Origin of the sequence: Pseudomonas sp. UBA3149, from assembly GCF_002364655.1 — a bacterium.
Classification (GTDB): Bacteria; Pseudomonadota; Gammaproteobacteria; order Pseudomonadales; family Pseudomonadaceae; genus Chryseomonas; species Chryseomonas luteola.
Map to the genome: position 1 here is coordinate 268,640 of NZ_DEYV01000005.1, position 16,831 is coordinate 285,470.

Below are 16,831 nucleotides of genomic sequence, written 5' to 3' on the forward strand. Positions count from 1 at the left end.
ATTCAGGAGCAGGCTCAGCTCTTGGCTGGTTCGGCGCCAGTGAGTGTCTGGTTCGCATTAGCCGGCTGCGTGTCGGTCAGGTGAGAGCGGTCGGTTGCCACGTTCCAGACGATCAACGCCGCCACGATGTCGAAAATGGCTAGCACGATAAACAGTGGGCTGTAGCCTACCTTGGTCACCAGCACGCCGAAGACAAACGTGAACGCCGCGGCGCCCAGGTAGCCGAACATGCCGCCCATGCCGGTAGCCGTCGCCACTTCATTCTTGCCGAATGCGTCAGCAGTCACCGAGTACAGCGCTCCTGAAAGCGTCTGATGGGCAAAGCCACCGATGCAGAGCAGGGCAATCGCAGTGTACGGGCTCGCCACAAGGCCAGTACAGGCTGGTGCGATCATGCAGAAGGCACCCAGCATCAGTACGATCTTGCGCGAGGTGAACAGCGAGACCTTGAGGTGCTTATGGAAGAAGGGGCTCATGTAACCGCCCAGCACGCAACCGATGTCTGCCGCCAGGAAGGGAAGCCAGGCAAACAGAGCCACTTCCTTAATGTTCATGTGACGTTCGGTCATCATGTACAGCGGAATCCAGGCGTTGAAGGTCTGCCAGGCCGGCTCGGATAGAACGCGCGCCGCTCCAATGGCGAAGAAGTTACGGCTGGTCAGAATCTTTTTCCAATTGGCTTTGGCAGGCGTTTCATCCTTGTGCTGGGCTTCCTGGCCCGAAAGAATGTAGTCCCGCTCGGTGTCGGACAGCAGTTGCTGCTGACGCGGATGTTTGTAGAACACCAGCCACAGGGCGCTCCATACAATGCCGAGCACGCCCACGATCAGGAACGCCAGCTCCCAGCCGCTCTGCAGGATGGCCCAGACCACCAGCGGCGGTGCCAGCAGGGCGCCTACCGATGAGCCGATGTTGAACCAGCCAATGGCGACCGAACGTTCCTTGGCTGGGAACCACTCGGAGGTAGCCTTCACCCCTGCGGGGATACCGGCCGCTTCTGTCAGCCCCAGTAGGCCCCGGAAAAACGCAAGCCCTTGCCAACCGTTGGCCATGGCCGCTGCTGCGCACGCCACCGACCAGGCAATGGCGAAAATCGCAAAGCCCAACTTGGTACCAATGGCATCCAGCAAGTAGCCTGCAATAGGCTGCATGAAGGCATAGCAGAGCTGCCAGGCGATTACGATGTGAGAATACTCTTCGGCGCCAAAATCGAGCTCTTTCATCATGGTGGGCGCTGCCACCGACAAGGTATTACGGGCCAGGTAGTTGACGATCAGACCGCCCGTGACAAGGGCGACCATCCACCAGCGGATTCCTTTTATTTTCATGACACACCTTTAATTGTTCTTAATGGTTGAGCTGTGCTGCAGGGCAGGGCTAAAGCGTTGAAACGCCGCAATGTGTAATCAAATGCTGCGTTCGAAACAGGACACACAAGGCGAGCAACGGGCTCGAAGCGTTCGGCGTGATATCGCCATAAAGGGGCTTAAACCCGGCCAACGAATAACGAAATGATGCGGATCGGAGGAAGCGTGCATGCGGCACGATGAATTCAAGAGGCGGATGTATGACGTCTTTGATTTGACGCCGGACCTGCAGGTGATGCCAAGCAAGCGTGACAGATGTAGGCCTGTCAACAGGCTTACAACCGCGCTAGCAGGCGGGTTTACCTCTGCGCGATAAGTAGTCGGTGCCACACGGTTTCGAATAGGTGTAATCGCTGCGAGGGCCATAGCGCTACATATCCATTTGTTATGATTGTTGTGTCATACGTCGTCATACAACTAGAAATATTATGTAACGTTCCTTTGTTACTTTGTCAATTCAGACTATCGGCGAAAGGCAGACGGTTTTGCTTTCTACGGTAAGAAATTGCAGATTTTTCCCAATAAAAAAGCCCGCGGTGTTCACCACGGGCTTTTGGGATCAGCGAGAGCTGCGGCGGAAATTAGTCCAGCGTCCAACCGCTCATGGCTGCGTTCTGGGCACGCTCGGGATCGGCCTTGATGGCGCGATTGAGTGCCTTGACTGCCTCGCTACCGCCATGGGCAGCCAGAGCCTGCATGACATCCTCGCCCGGGATCGTCTCGTGCTCGAGCAGACCTTGGGTAATGCTGTCCAGGGCCGGACGCAGGCGCTGCAACAGGGCCATGCATTGATCGTTCAGGCGATGCAGGAGCTCATCTGCGGCCTCGATGGACATATTTGCATCGTATTCAATGCCGGCATCACGCAGTGCCTGAATGCTGATCAGCGAACCTTTCGGTCCCATACCCAATGAACCCACCATCGACAGGGCCAGCTTGGAGGCTTCCTGCAGGTCCTGGGCCGCGCCCGAAGATACTTCATGGAAGTAGATCTGTTCGGCACAGCGGCCGGCGAGCAGCATCTGGATACGAGCCTTGAGTTCAGACTCCAGATGCAGACGCTTGTCTTCCACCGGTGTTACCAGTGTCACACCCAGGGCCTGGCCACGGGGCAGGATGGTCACCTTCTCGACACGCCCAGTGTTGAGCGCCGCTGCTACCAGGGCATGGCCGGCTTCGTGTACGGCAATACGGGTCCGCTCGGTATCGCTCAGCGGCGTGACAGCAGTAGGCTGCTCACCGATACGGCAGGTCTCGATCGCATCCACAAAGTGGCTCATGCTGACCTGAGTGCAGTTCTCACGTGCTGCCAGCAGCGCCGCATGGTTGGCAATGTAGGCAATGGCAGCAGGTGTCAGGCCAACGGTGTTACGGGAGAGGGCCTCGAAATCCAGATCACCCTGCACCTGAATTTTCTTGGCGTACAGGCGGAAAAGCTCGATACGGTCCTCCAGGGTTGGCAGGCCGACCGCAATGGTCCGGTCGAAGCGGCCTTCACGCACTAGTGCCGGGTCCAGCGAGTTGGCAAAGTTGGTCGCACCCAGGACAAGCACGCCGCTGGAACCATCGAAGCCGTCCATCTCGGTCAGGAACTGGTTGATGATGCGGTTGGCTTCCGCGTCGCTTGAGCGGGACTGCTCGGCACGCTTGCCAATACCGTCGATCTCGTCGATGAAGATGATGCACGGTGCCTTCTTGCGCGCTGTACGGAACAGAGACTTCACTTTCTGAATGCCCACTCCAAAGAACATCGAGGAGAAATCACTGCCCGTCACCTGGATGAAATGCGCGTTGCATTCCGTAGCCAGTGCCTTGGCCAGCTGGGTTTTTCCTGTGCCCGGCTCACCAGTCAGCAAGACACCCTTTGGCGGACGTGCGCCCAGTGCCGAGAAGGCGGCAGGGTTACGCAGGCAGGTAGTGATGTCCTCCAGTGCACGCTTAGCTTCATGGGCCCCAACGACATCCTCGAAGGAAACATTCGTGCCCTTGCGCTGGATCTTGAAAGGGCTCATAGCGCGGAACGCCAGCGGTACGGCCAGCAGAAGCAGCAGCAGATAGGTGGGCAGGTTGGCCAACAGGCTTTCCATGACCGGACTGCGCTCAGCCGATTCGGCAAAGGTCGCAACCGGGAACAGGGTCTCGCCACGGTTCGAGTAGTCACGCAAAACCAGATCGCCGACCCGGCCAGACGGATCGGCTACCGTGTAGTGAGCATTGGCCGTGGTAGTGATATACACCGCTTTTTCGCCAATCACAGCACCTGCAATGGCGTTGCTGCGCATGTCGTTGACCAGAACGGACAAGTCCTGCGGATGGTCTGTCCACGGTTGTGGTGCCGTGCGGACCGTATCAAGCATCGCTTGAACCGAGCCGGGGGCTGCTGTGCTGACAGTTGCCTGACCAGACGTCAAGCTCCAATAACCGATACTGCCAGCAATTACTGCAGCCAAGGCCAGCGCGGGAATAACAGTGAAACGATGCTTACTAAAAAAGGATTTCTTCATGGCGATTCCGGTGAGGCGAAACGTCAGCAAGAGAAAAATACTCTCGCTCGAAGGGAACTTCCGGATTATCGGCATGTAGCGCAGCGAGTGAACCCGCTCTTGTCGAAATACGATGAGTGGCGGCACCGTCGGTCGAGTTTGAAAACGATAAGGTATCTGTTGGTAAAAGAAAAATGAGAACTTTGAGCAATTGTGTAGCGTATTTACACAAGTGCTCTGGCATGCACTTCCCATTAAAAAGGTAGCGCCTGCCGCAAAAACTGGTTACGTTTCAACTGGCAAATTCATATTAATTGGCTACAACTGGATAAGCATTTCATATTCAGACAAGACCGTTTTATTCACCAATAGGACTCCTGGTGAAAAAAGACCGGAAAGGCCTCTTTATAAAAGCAGGATCGGCCCACTCATGGAAAGATTGGAACAGATGTTATGAGCCAAACCCCATCCTCTACGTCCCTGGCGTTAGATGAAGCGCTGAAACACTGTATTCGCGATGCACAGCACGTGGTGTTCTTTACCGGTGCAGGCGTATCGGCCGAAAGCGGCATTCCCACCTTTCGAGATGCACAGACCGGACTCTGGGCAACGTTCGATGCCACCGAACTGGCAACCCCCGAAGCCTTTGAGGCGGATCCGGCCCTCGTCTGGGGATGGTACGAATGGCGTCGTATGAAGGTGCTGAATGCTCAGCCCAATCCGGCCCATCTTGCCATTGCCCGTCTGGCCCAGCACTTTCCACGCGCTACCGTCGTTACCCAGAATGTCGATGATCTGCACGAGCGTGCCGGGAGTGCCGATGTACTGCACCTGCATGGCAGCCTGCATCAGCCGCGCTGTTTTGCCTGCGGCACCGGCTATTCGTTCGAGCGTGAAATACCGGTTGAACCAGATCAAGGTCGTCGTGTCGAACCGCCACGCTGTTCCAGGTGTAATGGCTTTATTAGGCCGGGCGTCGTCTGGTTTGGCGAGTCGTTACCGGTACAGGCCTTGCAGCAGGCATTTGATGCGGCAGCCCAGTGTGATGTCCTATTTTCCGTCGGTACATCCGGTGTGGTCTACCCGGCCGCTCAGATGCCTCATATTGCGCGTGATGCCGATGCCGCGGTCGTTCATATCAATCCACAGCCGGTTTCAGGAGTACATTCCGATGACTGGACGTTGATTGGTGCAGCAGGTGATCTATTACCTAAGTTGGAAAGAGAAGTCTTTTCCTGATGTATCTCGTTACGTGAATACAGTCCTGTTTCATAAAGTGTTCACGTTGGTTCTTGAGAATTCTGTTGTTTCAATCCAGCCTGCTGAATATTCAATCGTCATCAGGGAGTGATGCCAAAAGAATCTCAATATATCGCTGTGTTTAATTTCTCATTTGTTTGAGGCGAAATGGTTTCAGGGGCTTTTTTGTTTGTGATCGCAAGATCGTTGGATAGCCTACCGACATTAAGAATAACCGAGGCTTAAAGTTGAGTTCAGCAGACGCCATTATGGCAACAGGCCGCCCGCCACTTACCGTCAAACTACTGACCAAGAATCAGTTGTTGGGGCAGTTGTTCCAGCACTTTCTCAATCAGCAGACGGAATTCGAGTTATGCGTGGGTGACTTCAATGGATTGGAAAAGGCCAGGGCATCTCTGTGGCTGCTGGATGTCGGTAGTGTCGCATTCGAGCAGTGCTCGGCTGTGCTGGATCAGTTGATTGGTCAGGCACCGGTTGCGCTGGTCAATACCTCGGATGAGCAGGCGCAGCAGCTCATCGAAAAGCATCCCGAGATCAAGGGAATCTTCTACACCCATACCTCCCGAGAGCTTTTGCTCAATGGCATACAAGCCCTGCTGATGGGACGGGACTGGTTGCCACGTGATGTCATGGAGCGTCTGATCGAGCGCTATCGGCGGATGCAGACACTGGAAGAGGAGGCGGTGGACCTGACCGGGCGCGAGCGTGAGATCCTGAGCCTGGTTGGCAAGGGTTATTCAAACGCGGAGATTGCCCATCAGCTCTGCCTGAGTACACACACCATCAAGAGTCATATTCATAACCTGCTTCGCAAGATTGGCGCCTCCAATCGTGCAGAGGCCGCGCTGAAGTTTTACGAAAAGAGTAAAGGACATTAACGCAATGAAGCGCTGGGGCGTCGGACTGCTGGGGATGATGATGCTGATGTCGGCACAGGCTGCCGATGATGAGGAGAATATCCAGGGCTTTATCGTCGACAACACGATCTCCCGCTTCGGTCACGACTTTTATCGCTATTTCAGCGATCGGTTGGTCGATACCAGCCAACTGGATTTCAACTTGGTAGTACGCGAGAGGCCTTCTGCGCGTTGGGGAAGTTTGGTCTGGGTGGAGCATGACCAGCGAGTGGTTTACCGACAGTTCATCCAGCCTAATGTCTCGGAGCTCAAAGGCACGGCCTATGCAGCGGCGGACATGGTCAAGGACACAGTCGCTAAACAAAAACTGGAAAATCTTTTATATGACACCTTCGACATGGACAGAGACGAGCTATGAAGAATAAGAACGTACATTCAGCAACGATGCTAGGGCTGCTATTGCTAGGTTCCGTCTCGTCGCTCCAGGCCACTGAACTGGTCTATACCCCCAAGAACCCTGCTTTTGGCGGCAGCCCGTTGAACGGCTCGTATCTGCTCGGTAACGCGCAGGCCCAGAATGACTATGATGATCCCGATGCCACGTCATCCAGCAGTATGTCCGCTATTCAGCGTTTCACCAGCCAGCTTCAATCGAGTTTGCTTTCGCAGGTATTGACTAATGCCCGTAACGGCAAGGCAGGCAGCGTTACAACGGATGATTTCATCGTCAATATTCTCAATGACGAAACAGGGCAGCTGGTCATCCATATTACGGATCGGGTGACAGGCGAGGTCTCTGAGATTGCCGTAAACGGATTGGCCGGAACGACTTACTAAGCGGCACGCTAAACCAGGAATAGCCATTATGAAACGACTCATGATGTCGTCAGCGTTGCTGTGCGCGATGCTGATGCAGGGATGTTCTGTGCGTGACCCCATGCCCGCCGAACAAAATGCCCAACCTACACTGACCCCACGGGCTTCTACCTATTACGATCTGCTGAATCTGCCAGCACCGCGAGGCAAGCTTGTTGCGGCCGTCTATGGGTTCCGTGACCAGACCGGCCAGTACAAGCCCAGCCCGGCCAGCTCGTTCTCTACCGCCGTCACCCAGGGTGGCGCCAGCATGTTGGTCGATGCACTCCAGGCCAGCGGCTGGTTCGTGGTGCTGGAACGTGAGGGGCTGCAGAACATTCTGACCGAGCGCAAGATCATCCGGGCGACCCAGAGCAAGCCCAACACGCCACAAAACATTCAGCAGCCGCTCCCTTCACTGCAGGCAGCCAATATCCTGCTGGAGGGTGGCATCGTTGCCTACGACACCAATATTCGCAGCGGCGGCGAAGGCGCTCGCTATCTGGGAATCGGTGCGTCCCAGGAATACCGGGTCGATCAGGTGACGGTCAATCTGCGCGCCATCGATGTACGTGGCGGACAGGTATTGGCCAACGTGATGACATCCAAGACCATCTTCTCGATTGGTCGCTCGGCGGATGTCTACAAGTTCGTCGAGTTCAAGAAGCTACTAGAGGCAGAGTCTGGCTATACCACCAACGAGCCGGCTCAGCTTTGTGTGCTGTCGGCTATCGAAGCGGCTGTCGCACATCTGATTGCCCAGGGGATCGAGCGTAAATTGTGGGTCGCCTCCGACGTTCATGCGCTGGATGACAATGAAGTCCTGAGCAAGTACGTGACCTCGAAAACGATGCCCAAGTAAGCCAATGGGGCCTCAAGCAGGCCCCATTTCCATAGGCCCGATCAATTCGGGCCTATTTGTATGCACTGACTAGGTGTGCTCAGGTATTTCTTGAGCGTCGGCCATTGCGGGCGTTCCTGTCCATTCACGGGCTCAACCGCCAGGTTGTAGTTACCCCAGCCAGGACCTGCCGCCCAATAGGTTGCCGGGATACAGTTCTGTCTGAGGTAGGCCAACATGTTGTCCATCAGTACCAGCCAGCGAGGATCATTGTCCGGGACGCCAAACTCGCCGATATAACCCTTCTTGCCATGCTTTTTCAGCCACTCTACGAACGGCTTCACGCGCGCCACACCATACATGGGGTCCAGTGTGCTGACGTCCACGGTCTCGTAGGTGCCACCGGAGTTGTTATCGAAATAGGTGTGCGCTGAGAAAATCAGATTGTCGGACGGGTCTTTCAGATTGAGCAGCGAATCGTTCCATTGCGCCCAGCGGGTTGCCTCCGCCCAACCATTGCCTTCGACAATGATGGGCTTGACCTTGTCCACTGTACGCACGCCATTGATGCCGTGCTGTGCTGCGGTCGGCCAGTAATCGAGCGCACCGTTGGGTTCATTCATGATGTCGTAGGCGTAGAGGGCAGGGTGCTTGGCCCAACGAAAGGCGATGCGGTACATCACGTCGTGGTAGGCCGCATACGGCACGTTCTTTGTACCGATCAGCTCACCGCGATAGCGCGCATAGTTATGCAGGTCCAGAATGACGCGCACATTGTATTTCTGTGCATAGTTCATGGTCTGCTGGATCAGCCCTACATAGTCTGGATCGAGCATGTTGTAGAGCTTGGGCTGTAGGCGCTCCCAGATAATAGGGAAGCGAATCAGGCGAACGCCTCTCTCGCTCCAATCCTTGAAATGGGTTTCCGTAGGGAAAATGTAGTTGCGGTTGTTGAGGCCGGGTAGAACATGGGCCGCAAACCCTGCGCCCGACATGTTCAAGCCAACCAGACCGACGCTTAAATCATCCGCCTGGGCTGTAGTGGACAAGGTAGCTACAGAAGCAGAGAGCAGCAGCCCCTGTACTGCACCACGGAAGAGGCGTCTGAGTCGTGCGATGGATTCAAAGCGGTTCATGAAAGTTTCCCCAATATTGAATAAATCAATTACCAGCTGCTGTGTTGCGCTGGATAAGCCGTGACAGTCGTTTAAGCGCCGAGGTGATTTCTGCGGCGCATGCTGTCGTTGTGCTTGGCGTATCGACGGCTTAGCGTTTGGCTTGAGGAACGAAATGGCAGTGAAAAGGCCGTCATAGAGCGGCGATTAGTCGCAATAATGGCTATTTGGAATGATTGATTCAGGGCTGTCAAAAATATGGCGAAAGCGCTTATAAAAATAATTGGCGCGGCTAAGTGACAATGAGTCAACGATTAACCGGAGCTATGAATGATGTTCGGGACAGATATTTTCGTGAACGAAAAACGCACAGGAAGCGCGAGGCGGACCAGCGAAGAGGATTTGAAGCATTTACGGCTAAAGTTCTAAAGTGTGAGCTTGATCAATATATCGGTGGCCTCTGCCGCTGCTGCAGAAGCCACCGATTCCAAGGGCATTCCAGACGTTAATGCACGGATTGGGCGCCTACCTTGCTGAGCACTGCAAGGGTCTGCTTGAGCGCGGCGAAGGCAGCGTTAGTATTCTCATCCGTACTCAACAGGCCGTCGAACAGGCTGGCAATCAACACGTTATCCCGCTGCGTAAAGGTTTCGATAATGGCCGTTGCGTTCACCTTGGCAGCCGTACCGGTTGCCTGGATATGCTCGACCAGCAGCGAGGCAAGCAGGGCAACATAGCGGGCTGCCAGAGGGTAGGCCTTGAGAAACACACTGTAGGGCGCGTCAAGCAGGCTTGGAGAGAACCCTTTGGCGAGACCACGTTGAGCCGTAGCGGCTGCCAGGTGAATGGCTGCCTCACGGTCCTGAGTAACGGCAGGATTATCCTGCAGCGCCTTGCTCATATGGGTAATAAGTGTGTTGAGAAATACCTTGCGGTTGGCCAGGTATTCGTCTTCGATATCCAGCAGGTTCTTGTGGATGTATGCCAATTGCCGGGCTTCTTCTTCGCCTTCGGCGGCAATCGTCGCGTTAAAGGCTCGCGTCAACGGCGCGGCGAGGATGCTGGGTTTGCGTCCTTCCAGCTCGGCCTGAAGAATTGGCCCGCTGGAATCTGAAAAGAAGATGCGATCCTTGTACTGCTTGAACAATCCGTTGCGGGCCGTTACCCATTGCTCGGGTTGAAAGAGCTGTACGGCCGTGCTGTCGGAAATGATGACACGGTTCTTGGGACGCGCGGACAGGTAGGCTTCCAGCTGTGGGCTGGTGAAGGCGCTGCTATCGATGACAAGGTAGCGATGGCTCACAAAAGTTCCTTGATAAAGCCTGCGGGCCAGCGAACCGGCCTGCAGTGAACAACAGGAGGCATATGATTAAAGCGCCAGGCGCATGGAAAGATCCAGTGCCTTGACGTCTTTGGTCAGCGTGCCTATTGAAATATAGTCGACACCGGTTTCGGCGATTGGGCGAATGGTCGTGTCGTTGATGCCGCCCGACGCCTCCAGCTTGGTGTGGCCCGCATTGATTCTTACGGCCTCGCGCATATCCTCAAGCGAGAAATTGTCGAGCATGACGATTTCAGCGCCTGTGGCCAGGACCTGCTCCAACTCAGCGAGGTTCTCGACCTCTACTTCAACCGGCTTGCCGGGGGCGATACGACGCGCCGTCTCGACCGCCTGGGCAATACCGCCGCAGGCCGCAATATGGTTTTCCTTGATAAGAAAGGCATCGTACAGACCAATGCGGTGATTATGACAGCCGCCACAGGTAACGGCATACTTTTGTGCCAGCCGCAGGCCGGGTAGGGTCTTGCGCGTATCCAGCAGGCGGACCTGAGTACCGCTGACCAAGTCTGCGTAGTAACTGCAGCGAGTCGCTGTGCCTGACAGCAGTTGCAGGAAGTTGAGCGCTGTTCGCTCGCCCGTCAGCAGGGAGCGGGCGGGGCCTGACAGGGTAAAAAGAATCTTGTCGGCCATGACCCGTTCCCCGTCTCGAACCTGCCATTCAACCTTTACGGTGGAATCGATCTGGCGGAACACCTCATCGACCCAGGCGGTGCCGCAGAGGGTGGCGTCTTCACGGGTAATGACAGTAGCCCTGGCGGTGCGGTCGGCAGGGATGAGCTGGGCGGTGATGTCGCCGGTTCCTACATCTTCAGCCAGCGCAGTGCGGACGTTGGCCTGAATTTCCTGAGGTAATTGTTCTAGGTAGGTGCTGGGCATGGACAGTCCTGGCGTGCAGCGTAAAACGCAGCCGAGTGGATGCGCTTTACGGGCGTGGGTCAAGACAGCCAGATTACCAGAGCTTGGCTGCCGTCGCCTTACTCGATCGGTTCATAAGGCAGACCGACATAGTTTTCGGCAATGGTTTTTCTACCGGCCTCAGAACCCAGGAAATAATCCAGCTCGGTCTGCTGGATGCGGTGGCCAAAGTCATCCGTATCAGGAAAGCGATGGAGCAGGGAAGTCATCCACCAGGAAAAACGCTCGGCTTTCCAGACGCGGCGCAAACAGACCTCCGAATAGCGTTGTAGGAGATCCGTACGGCCTTCGTGATAGACCTTGGTCAAAATCCGGTACAGGGTGCAGACATCGCTGGCCGCCAGATTCAACCCCTTGGCCCCTGTGGGTGGAACGATATGCGCCGCATCGCCGACAAGGAAGAGATGACCATACTGCATGGGCTCGACCACAAAGCTGCGCAGAGGCGCGATGCTTTTCTCGATAGAGGGGCCGGTAACAAGTCTGGCAGCGGTTTCGGCCGGCAGGCGTCGTTTGAGTTCATCCCAAAAGCGTTCGTCGGACCAGTCCTCGACCTTCTCGTCAGCGGAAACCTGCACGTAATAGCGGGTACGCGTCTTGGAGCGCATGCTGCATAGGGCAAAGCCGCGCTCATGGTTGGCATAGATCAGCTCTTCGTTCACCGGTGGGGTGTCGGCCAGGACGCCCAGCCAGCCGAAGGGATACACCCGTTCGAACGTCTTGAGCGCGTCTGCCGGAATCGACTGGCGCGAGATGCCATGATAGCCATCGCACCCGGCGATATGGTCGCAGTCCAGGCGTACGGTTTCGCCATTCTTTTCAAAGGTCACATAGGGCTTTTCGCCTTTCAGCTCGTGAAGCTGTACGTTGCTGGCTTCGTAGACACTAAGCGCACCACTGGCCTTACGTGCCTCCATCAGATCTCGGGTGACTTCGGTCTGGCCGTAGATCATGACCGTCTTGCCACCGGAAAGCGTCTTGAGGTCGATGCGCTCTTGGCGGCCTTCGAACGCCAGCTCGAATCCATCGTGGACCAAGCCTTCCCGATCCATACGCTCGCTGACGCCAGCCTCGCGCAAGAGGTCGACCATGCCTTGTTCGAGGACGCCGGCACGAATGCGGCCCAGCACGTAATCAGGACTCTGACGTTCGAGGATAACGGTGTCGATGCCAGCGTTGTGCAGCAGCTGACCCAGGAGAAGGCCGGATGGACCGGCGCCGATGATGGCGACTTGTGTCTTCATTGTTATGGTCTCTCGCTTATTGTGTCGTCACGTCCGGCAAAGGGGTGGCCAGCGTGCGTTCTTATCTGCGTCGCCTGTATTTTTGGTTGATCATTGCCGGGTGAGAAGGCACTTTACGTAGGAAGTTCTGGACTTTTATAAACACCCTTGCATAAGAATGAGGTCCACCATGAAACCGCCCGTGCCGAATATTCCGGTGTTCATGCTCTATGGCGACCCATTGGAATGGCCTACACCGGACCTGCTGCACTGCGAGTCCATTCCCAAGCGCAGCAGCCTGCACGATTGGGAGATTCAGTTGCACCGGCATGCCGATCTGGTGCAACTGCTCTATGTGCGAAAGGGATGGGCCGAGCTTAATGTGGATGGGCAGCAGACCCTGATCGATGATGCCGCCATCCAGGTGGTGCCTGCCTTTTGCATTCACGGATTTCGGTTCTCGGAGGACATCGACGGTTTTATTCTCACCCTGGCGATGCCCCTGGTTTCCCGGCTGCAGGAGCATCTGGGCGGGCAGACCCAGACCTTCAGCCAGCCTGCGCTTTATCAGGTCGGACGAGAGCGGCGTTACATCCACACGCTGTTTGCCGCGATCAATAATGAGTACAGCTCCTCGGCGCCGGCGCGGGACCTGCTCCTGCAATCACTGGTTGGGGTGTTGGCGGTATGGTTGGGGCGGCAGGTGATGGTGCGCGACGCCCAGGAGCGGCCCGAGCGGGGTCAGTCCTACCTGACTGCGTTTTCCCAGCTGGTAGAGGCGAATTACAGCAATCACTGGCCTATCGAGGCCTATGCCAAGGCGTTGGGTATCACACCGGCCTATCTCAATGGGCTTTGCAGGCGGCTGCGCGGACAGACCTCACTGGGCGTCATCCATCAACGGCTGTTGCTTGAGGCTAAGCGAAACCTGATCTACACGGGCCTTACGGTTAACCAGATTGCGGATCTGCTGGGCTTTTCCGAACCGGCGTATTTCACGCGGTTCTTCAAGCGGCTGGCCGGGGTGTCGCCCTCGGTGTTCCGCCAGGAGTCCTCCTCGCGCGAAGCAGAACTGCATACAGCCTGAGTTCATGGCTACACTGACGGCTCGCTTATCGATAATCGGATACCCATGGATCTTGAACTGGCCCGTACCTTTCTTGAAATTGCCCGGACTGGAAGCTTTCTGGCTGCGGCGGAACGGCTGCATGTGACGCAAACCGCGGTCACGGCGCGGGTACAGAATCTGGAAGCTCAGCTTCAGTGCCGGCTGTTTGTGCGTAACCGGGCGGGTGCGAGGCTGACGGCAGATGGTCAGGTGTTTGCCGGATATGCCAGTCAGCTGGTACAGACATGGGACGCTGCGCGACGTGACCTGCCGCTGCCAGAGGGGTTTCGCAATCTGCTTACGGTAGGCGGGGAGGTCAGCCTGAGCAATCCATTGATCCTCAATTGGGTAAAGCGTTTGCGGGAGGCATTGCCTGGCTACGCGGTACGGGCTGAGATTGCCGACAGCAGTCGTCTGCAACAGCAGGTAGAGCAAGGCGTGCTAGATGCGGCACTGGTCTATCAGCCGGAATACTGGCCAGGAATGCAGGTCGAGCAGGTGCTGGAGGAAAAGTTGATTCAGGTCTGCTCGGTAGCTCAACCTGAGCCCTACATCTACATTGATTGGGGCGAGGCCTTTCGCAAGCAGCACGACGCAGCCATGCCCGAAAAGGCGAAAGCAGCGCTTTCTTTCAGTCTGGGACCTCTGGCCTTGCAGTACCTTGTACAGAATGGAGGTGCAGGATATTTCAGGACGCGCGTCGTCCAGAGCTATCTGGATAACGGTATTCTGCAGCGGGTAGAACGAGCACCGGAATTCACCTATCCCACGTATCTGGTGTACTCACGGGACAAGGAAACGCCCGTGCTTCAGGATGCGATCCAGTTGCTGCGAGACGTGATCGGTGAGGACGCAGACTGGTCCCAGCGTTGGGAGGGATGAATCCAGGAGGACGCATGGCGCTTAACCATGCGCCCTCTGAATCAAGCGGCGCTTTCCTCGGAGGCGCGCTGATTGGCCGCCTCACGGTGAGTCAGTACGTTCTTCAGCCAGCGTTGGTAGAGCGCAGCGATCAGGTCGGTCTGGCTGATGATGCCGACCAGGTTGCCCGGCTCATCCAGGACAGGCAGGTAATGCAGGCCCTTGTCTGAAAGCAGTGACACCAGCTCCACGATATGGGTGGTATCCCGCACACATTGCACATGGCGTGTCATAAAGCGCTCAAGCGGGATATCGCCTGGATTACCCTGCGCGTTCGGCGAGCCCGGCTCGATGGCCTTGAACAGGTCGGCCAGGGTCACGATGCCCACCAGATGCTTTGCCTCATCAAGAATCGGCAGCGCTTTCAGGTGATGAGACTCCAGCAGATTCCAGGCATCCTGTAGCCGCGTGTCAGGATGGGCGATCTGTAGGTCCCGCGACATGATCTGAGCGGCGGTGATGGCGCCCATGCTACGGCTCAAGGCGTGGCGCTCGGTCTGACGGACCAGGGACTCAAGGTCGTCTCGAGTGATGTCGACAAAGCCACCAAACTCCTTCATGGCAAGCTCAAGATCTGCCGTCGTAAAGCCCGCGCGCTGCGACGGAAGCGGGTCTCGCGTGTTATGCGGATTGGCGGCTGGCGCTGGAGCTTTCGGGTAAGGCAAGCGAGTCAGGTTGTTATAGATCAGGGCACCTGCCAGGACGATTAGCGAACAGAGCGCCACCGGCAGCATGATGTACAGACCGAGCTGTTGAAAAGCCGGCCCGCCCAGGCTGACTGCCACGACCACTGCAATGCCCGGTGGATGGAGGCAACGCAGGCTGAACATGGTCACGATGGTCAACCCCATCGCCACCGCGGCGGCCAGCAGGGTATGGTCGATCCACTGGCCAACCAGTGCACCAATTCCAGCAGCCACTACGTTGCCGCCGATAATCGACCAGGGTTGCGCCAGAGGGCTGGACGAGACAGCAAACAGCAGCAGGGCTGATGCACCGATAGGGGCTGCAATTCGCAGCGCAATCTCGAGTCCGTAGAAGTGAGTACACGCCAGCACGCTGGCTACCATGCCCAGGCAGGCGCCAAGCGTGGCACGGACCAGTTCACGGGGCGGGGCTTTGACGGCAACGGGTTTAAAACGCTTGAACCAGGGCAGCACGGAACGCAGTGTTTTTTTCACGATTATTAGAGGCTTTTATAGGCACGCAGGTAATAGCCTCTTTATCCTAGCGAGCCTATTGGGATCGATCTAATAAATAATAATGAGCCTTTTGCTCAATAAAAGTGAATTAAAAGGCGGGCCGTTGAGACCCGCCTCTTTACTCAGGCTTCCAACGATGCTGCTGGCCCAAAGAATTCATAGCGACTTTGCGCTTCAGGTACACCCAGCGCTTTCAGCTCACGCTTGATCAGGGCCATGAAGGGCTTTGGACCCAGGAAGTAGGCATCCAGGTCACGATTCTCGGGTAGCCACTGCTCCAGTAGTGTATGTGTTAAAAGTCCGTTTGCATCGCCCCGATCCTCGGGACGCGGATGGCTGTAGCAGAAGTAGCAGCGTAGCTGAGGATGCTTTGCCTTCTGTGCTTCGAGCCACGGACGAAAGGCTTGGACGCCTGCGTCGCGGGCGCAGTGGATAAAGGTAATGGGACGACGGGTTTCGAGTGCCGCTTCCAACATGGTGAGTGCCGGAGTGATGCCGACACCAGCGGTAATGAAGACCAGAGGCTTGTCAGATGGCCTGAGCGTAAACTCGCCTGCCGGTGGGAAAAGCTCAAGACGATCCCCTTCGTTTACCTGATCGTGCAGGTAATTGGAAACACGGCCATCGGCCTCGCGCTTAACGCTGATGCGGTATTCGCGACCGTTGGCGCGTGCCGATAACGAGTAATTACGGCGTACCTCTTCACCCTCCAGTATCAGGCGCATGCCAATGTATTGGCCTGGTTGAAAGTCCAGCAGGGCTCCGCCGTCCTCGGGTACCAGGTAAAAGGACGTGATCTCGTCACTCTCTACCACCTTGCGGGCAACACGGAACCAGCGACCGCCACGCCAGCCGCCGGGGGCTGCCTCATGAGTGGCGTACAGATCTTCCTCGGCGCCAATCAGGATATCGGCCAGCTGACCGTAGGCTGCGGCCCAGGCATCGATCACTTCGTCAGTAGCGATTTCCTGGCCCAATACCTCTCGAATAGCCCGCAGCAGGCAGGTCCCTACGATGGGATAATGTTCCGGCAGAATCTGCAAGGCGACATGCTTGTTGACGATCTGAGCCACCAGCGGGCCGAGTGCCTCCAGTTGGTCGATATGACGAGCATACATGAGTACGCCATTGGCCAGGGCACGAGGCTGGGCGCCACTGGCCTGATGCGCTTGGTTGAACAAGGGGCGGACCTGCGGGTACTCGTTGAGCATCATCTTGTAGAAGTGAGTCGTCAGTATCTCACCTCCGGTTTCCAGCAGCGGAACGGTGGACTTGATGATTGTGCGTTGTTGAGCGGTTAACATGGTTCAGCTCCTGCGTTGGCTTTACCTGAGTAATACAC

Annotated in this window: 15 protein-coding genes; 7 read left to right on the top strand and 8 right to left on the bottom strand. The window is 56.4% G+C overall.

Going from position 1 to position 16,831, the window contains the following annotated elements; all coding sequences use genetic code 11:
- Window positions 1-14: 14 nt before the first annotated feature.
- Together B3729_RS02990 and B3729_RS02995 are read right to left on the bottom strand one after the other, a co-directional pair.
- Window positions 15-1,328 carry an MFS transporter gene (locus B3729_RS02990; RefSeq protein WP_074827716.1) on the bottom strand — a complete coding sequence of 438 codons (1,314 nt, stop codon included), beginning with the start codon at window positions 1,326-1,328 and terminating at the stop codon, window positions 15-17.
- 620 nt (window positions 1,329-1,948) lie between these two features.
- A complete protein-coding gene (locus tag B3729_RS02995; protein WP_286787014.1) occupies window positions 1,949-3,871 on the bottom strand; it encodes an AAA family ATPase in 1,923 nt (640 codons plus the stop codon).
- Window positions 3,872-4,303: 432 nt separating this feature from the next.
- On the opposite strand from B3729_RS02995, the gene B3729_RS03000 reads away from it, so the two are divergent.
- The 5 genes from B3729_RS03000 (at window position 4,304) to B3729_RS03020 (ending at window position 7,684) form a co-directional block, all read left to right on the top strand.
- Complete coding sequence (locus B3729_RS03000; protein WP_286787015.1) at window positions 4,304-5,089, top strand: SIR2 family NAD-dependent protein deacylase; 786 nt, start codon at window positions 4,304-4,306, stop codon at window positions 5,087-5,089.
- 269 nt (window positions 5,090-5,358) lie between these two features.
- Entirely contained in the window at window positions 5,359-5,988 is a 630-nt protein-coding gene (locus tag B3729_RS03005; RefSeq protein WP_019366625.1) for a helix-turn-helix transcriptional regulator, read from the top strand.
- Window positions 5,989-5,992: 4 nt separating this feature from the next.
- On the top strand, window positions 5,993-6,385 hold the full coding sequence (csgE, locus tag B3729_RS03010; protein WP_125888758.1) for a curli production assembly/transport protein CsgE: 393 nt from the start codon (window positions 5,993-5,995) through the stop codon (window positions 6,383-6,385).
- Complete coding sequence (locus tag B3729_RS03015; protein ID WP_122043174.1) at window positions 6,382-6,804, top strand: curli assembly protein CsgF; 423 nt, start codon at window positions 6,382-6,384, stop codon at window positions 6,802-6,804. The genes csgE and B3729_RS03015 overlap by 4 nt, the downstream gene beginning before the upstream one ends.
- 28 nt (window positions 6,805-6,832) lie before the next feature.
- Window positions 6,833-7,684 (top strand): CsgG/HfaB family protein, encoded by an 852-nt coding sequence (locus B3729_RS03020; RefSeq protein WP_010797523.1) that lies wholly within the window; start codon window positions 6,833-6,835, stop codon window positions 7,682-7,684.
- A 41-nt stretch (window positions 7,685-7,725) separates the two neighbouring features.
- On the opposite strand, the gene B3729_RS03025 is transcribed toward B3729_RS03020, so the two are convergent.
- The 4 genes from B3729_RS03025 to pobA all read right to left on the bottom strand — a co-directional run bounded on the left by B3729_RS03025 (window position 7,726) and on the right by pobA (window position 12,279).
- On the bottom strand, window positions 7,726-8,799 hold the full coding sequence (locus B3729_RS03025) for a glycoside hydrolase family 5 protein (protein ID WP_312124441.1): 1,074 nt from the start codon (window positions 8,797-8,799) through the stop codon (window positions 7,726-7,728).
- Between the two features lie 484 nt (window positions 8,800-9,283).
- Window positions 9,284-10,081 carry a hypothetical protein gene (locus B3729_RS03030; RefSeq protein WP_150347813.1) on the bottom strand — a complete coding sequence of 266 codons (798 nt, stop codon included), beginning with the start codon at window positions 10,079-10,081 and terminating at the stop codon, window positions 9,284-9,286.
- A 66-nt stretch (window positions 10,082-10,147) separates the two neighbouring features.
- Window positions 10,148-10,996 (bottom strand): carboxylating nicotinate-nucleotide diphosphorylase, encoded by an 849-nt coding sequence (nadC, locus tag B3729_RS03035; protein ID WP_286787016.1) that lies wholly within the window; start codon window positions 10,994-10,996, stop codon window positions 10,148-10,150.
- A gap of 98 nt (window positions 10,997-11,094) precedes the next feature.
- Window positions 11,095-12,279: a 4-hydroxybenzoate 3-monooxygenase gene (gene pobA / locus B3729_RS03040; RefSeq protein ID WP_286787017.1), complete on the bottom strand. Its 1,185-nt coding sequence runs from the start codon at window positions 12,277-12,279 to the stop codon at window positions 11,095-11,097.
- A gap of 169 nt (window positions 12,280-12,448) precedes the next feature.
- Here pobA and B3729_RS03045 point away from each other — a divergent pair, with 169 nt between their 5' ends.
- On the top strand, window positions 12,449-13,345 hold the full coding sequence (locus tag B3729_RS03045; protein WP_286787018.1) for a helix-turn-helix domain-containing protein: 897 nt from the start codon (window positions 12,449-12,451) through the stop codon (window positions 13,343-13,345).
- A 45-nt stretch (window positions 13,346-13,390) separates the two neighbouring features.
- Entirely contained in the window at window positions 13,391-14,248 is an 858-nt protein-coding gene (locus B3729_RS03050; protein WP_010797529.1) for a LysR family transcriptional regulator, read from the top strand.
- Between the two features lie 41 nt (window positions 14,249-14,289).
- Here B3729_RS03050 and B3729_RS03055 read toward each other — a convergent pair whose 3' ends face one another.
- Entirely contained in the window at window positions 14,290-15,468 is a 1,179-nt protein-coding gene (locus tag B3729_RS03055) for an HPP family protein (protein ID WP_286787019.1), read from the bottom strand.
- 143 nt (window positions 15,469-15,611) lie between these two features.
- On the bottom strand, window positions 15,612-16,793 hold the full coding sequence (gene hmpA, locus B3729_RS03060; protein WP_286787020.1) for an NO-inducible flavohemoprotein: 1,182 nt from the start codon (window positions 16,791-16,793) through the stop codon (window positions 15,612-15,614).
- Window positions 16,794-16,831: the final 38 nt, after the last annotated feature.

Coding starts and splice junctions, on each gene's coding strand:
- B3729_RS03050 (WP_010797529.1), top strand. CDS start 13,391: ATGGATCTTGAACTGGCCCGTACCTTTCTTGAAATTGCCCGGACTGGA.
- pobA (WP_286787017.1), bottom strand. CDS start 12,279: ATGAAGACACAAGTCGCCATCATCGGCGCCGGTCCATCCGGCCTTCTC.
- csgE (WP_125888758.1), top strand. CDS start 5,993: ATGAAGCGCTGGGGCGTCGGACTGCTGGGGATGATGATGCTGATGTCG.
- B3729_RS03045 (WP_286787018.1), top strand. CDS start 12,449: ATGAAACCGCCCGTGCCGAATATTCCGGTGTTCATGCTCTATGGCGAC.
- B3729_RS03025 (WP_312124441.1), bottom strand. CDS start 8,799: ATGAACCGCTTTGAATCCATCGCACGACTCAGACGCCTCTTCCGTGGT.
- hmpA (WP_286787020.1), bottom strand. CDS start 16,793: ATGTTAACCGCTCAACAACGCACAATCATCAAGTCCACCGTTCCGCTG.
- B3729_RS02990 (WP_074827716.1), bottom strand. CDS start 1,328: ATGAAAATAAAAGGAATCCGCTGGTGGATGGTCGCCCTTGTCACGGGC.
- B3729_RS03005 (WP_019366625.1), top strand. CDS start 5,359: ATGGCAACAGGCCGCCCGCCACTTACCGTCAAACTACTGACCAAGAAT.
- B3729_RS03015 (WP_122043174.1), top strand. CDS start 6,382: ATGAAGAATAAGAACGTACATTCAGCAACGATGCTAGGGCTGCTATTG.
- B3729_RS02995 (WP_286787014.1), bottom strand. CDS start 3,871: ATGAAGAAATCCTTTTTTAGTAAGCATCGTTTCACTGTTATTCCCGCG.
- B3729_RS03000 (WP_286787015.1), top strand. CDS start 4,304: ATGAGCCAAACCCCATCCTCTACGTCCCTGGCGTTAGATGAAGCGCTG.
- nadC (WP_286787016.1), bottom strand. CDS start 10,996: ATGCCCAGCACCTACCTAGAACAATTACCTCAGGAAATTCAGGCCAAC.
- B3729_RS03020 (WP_010797523.1), top strand. CDS start 6,833: ATGAAACGACTCATGATGTCGTCAGCGTTGCTGTGCGCGATGCTGATG.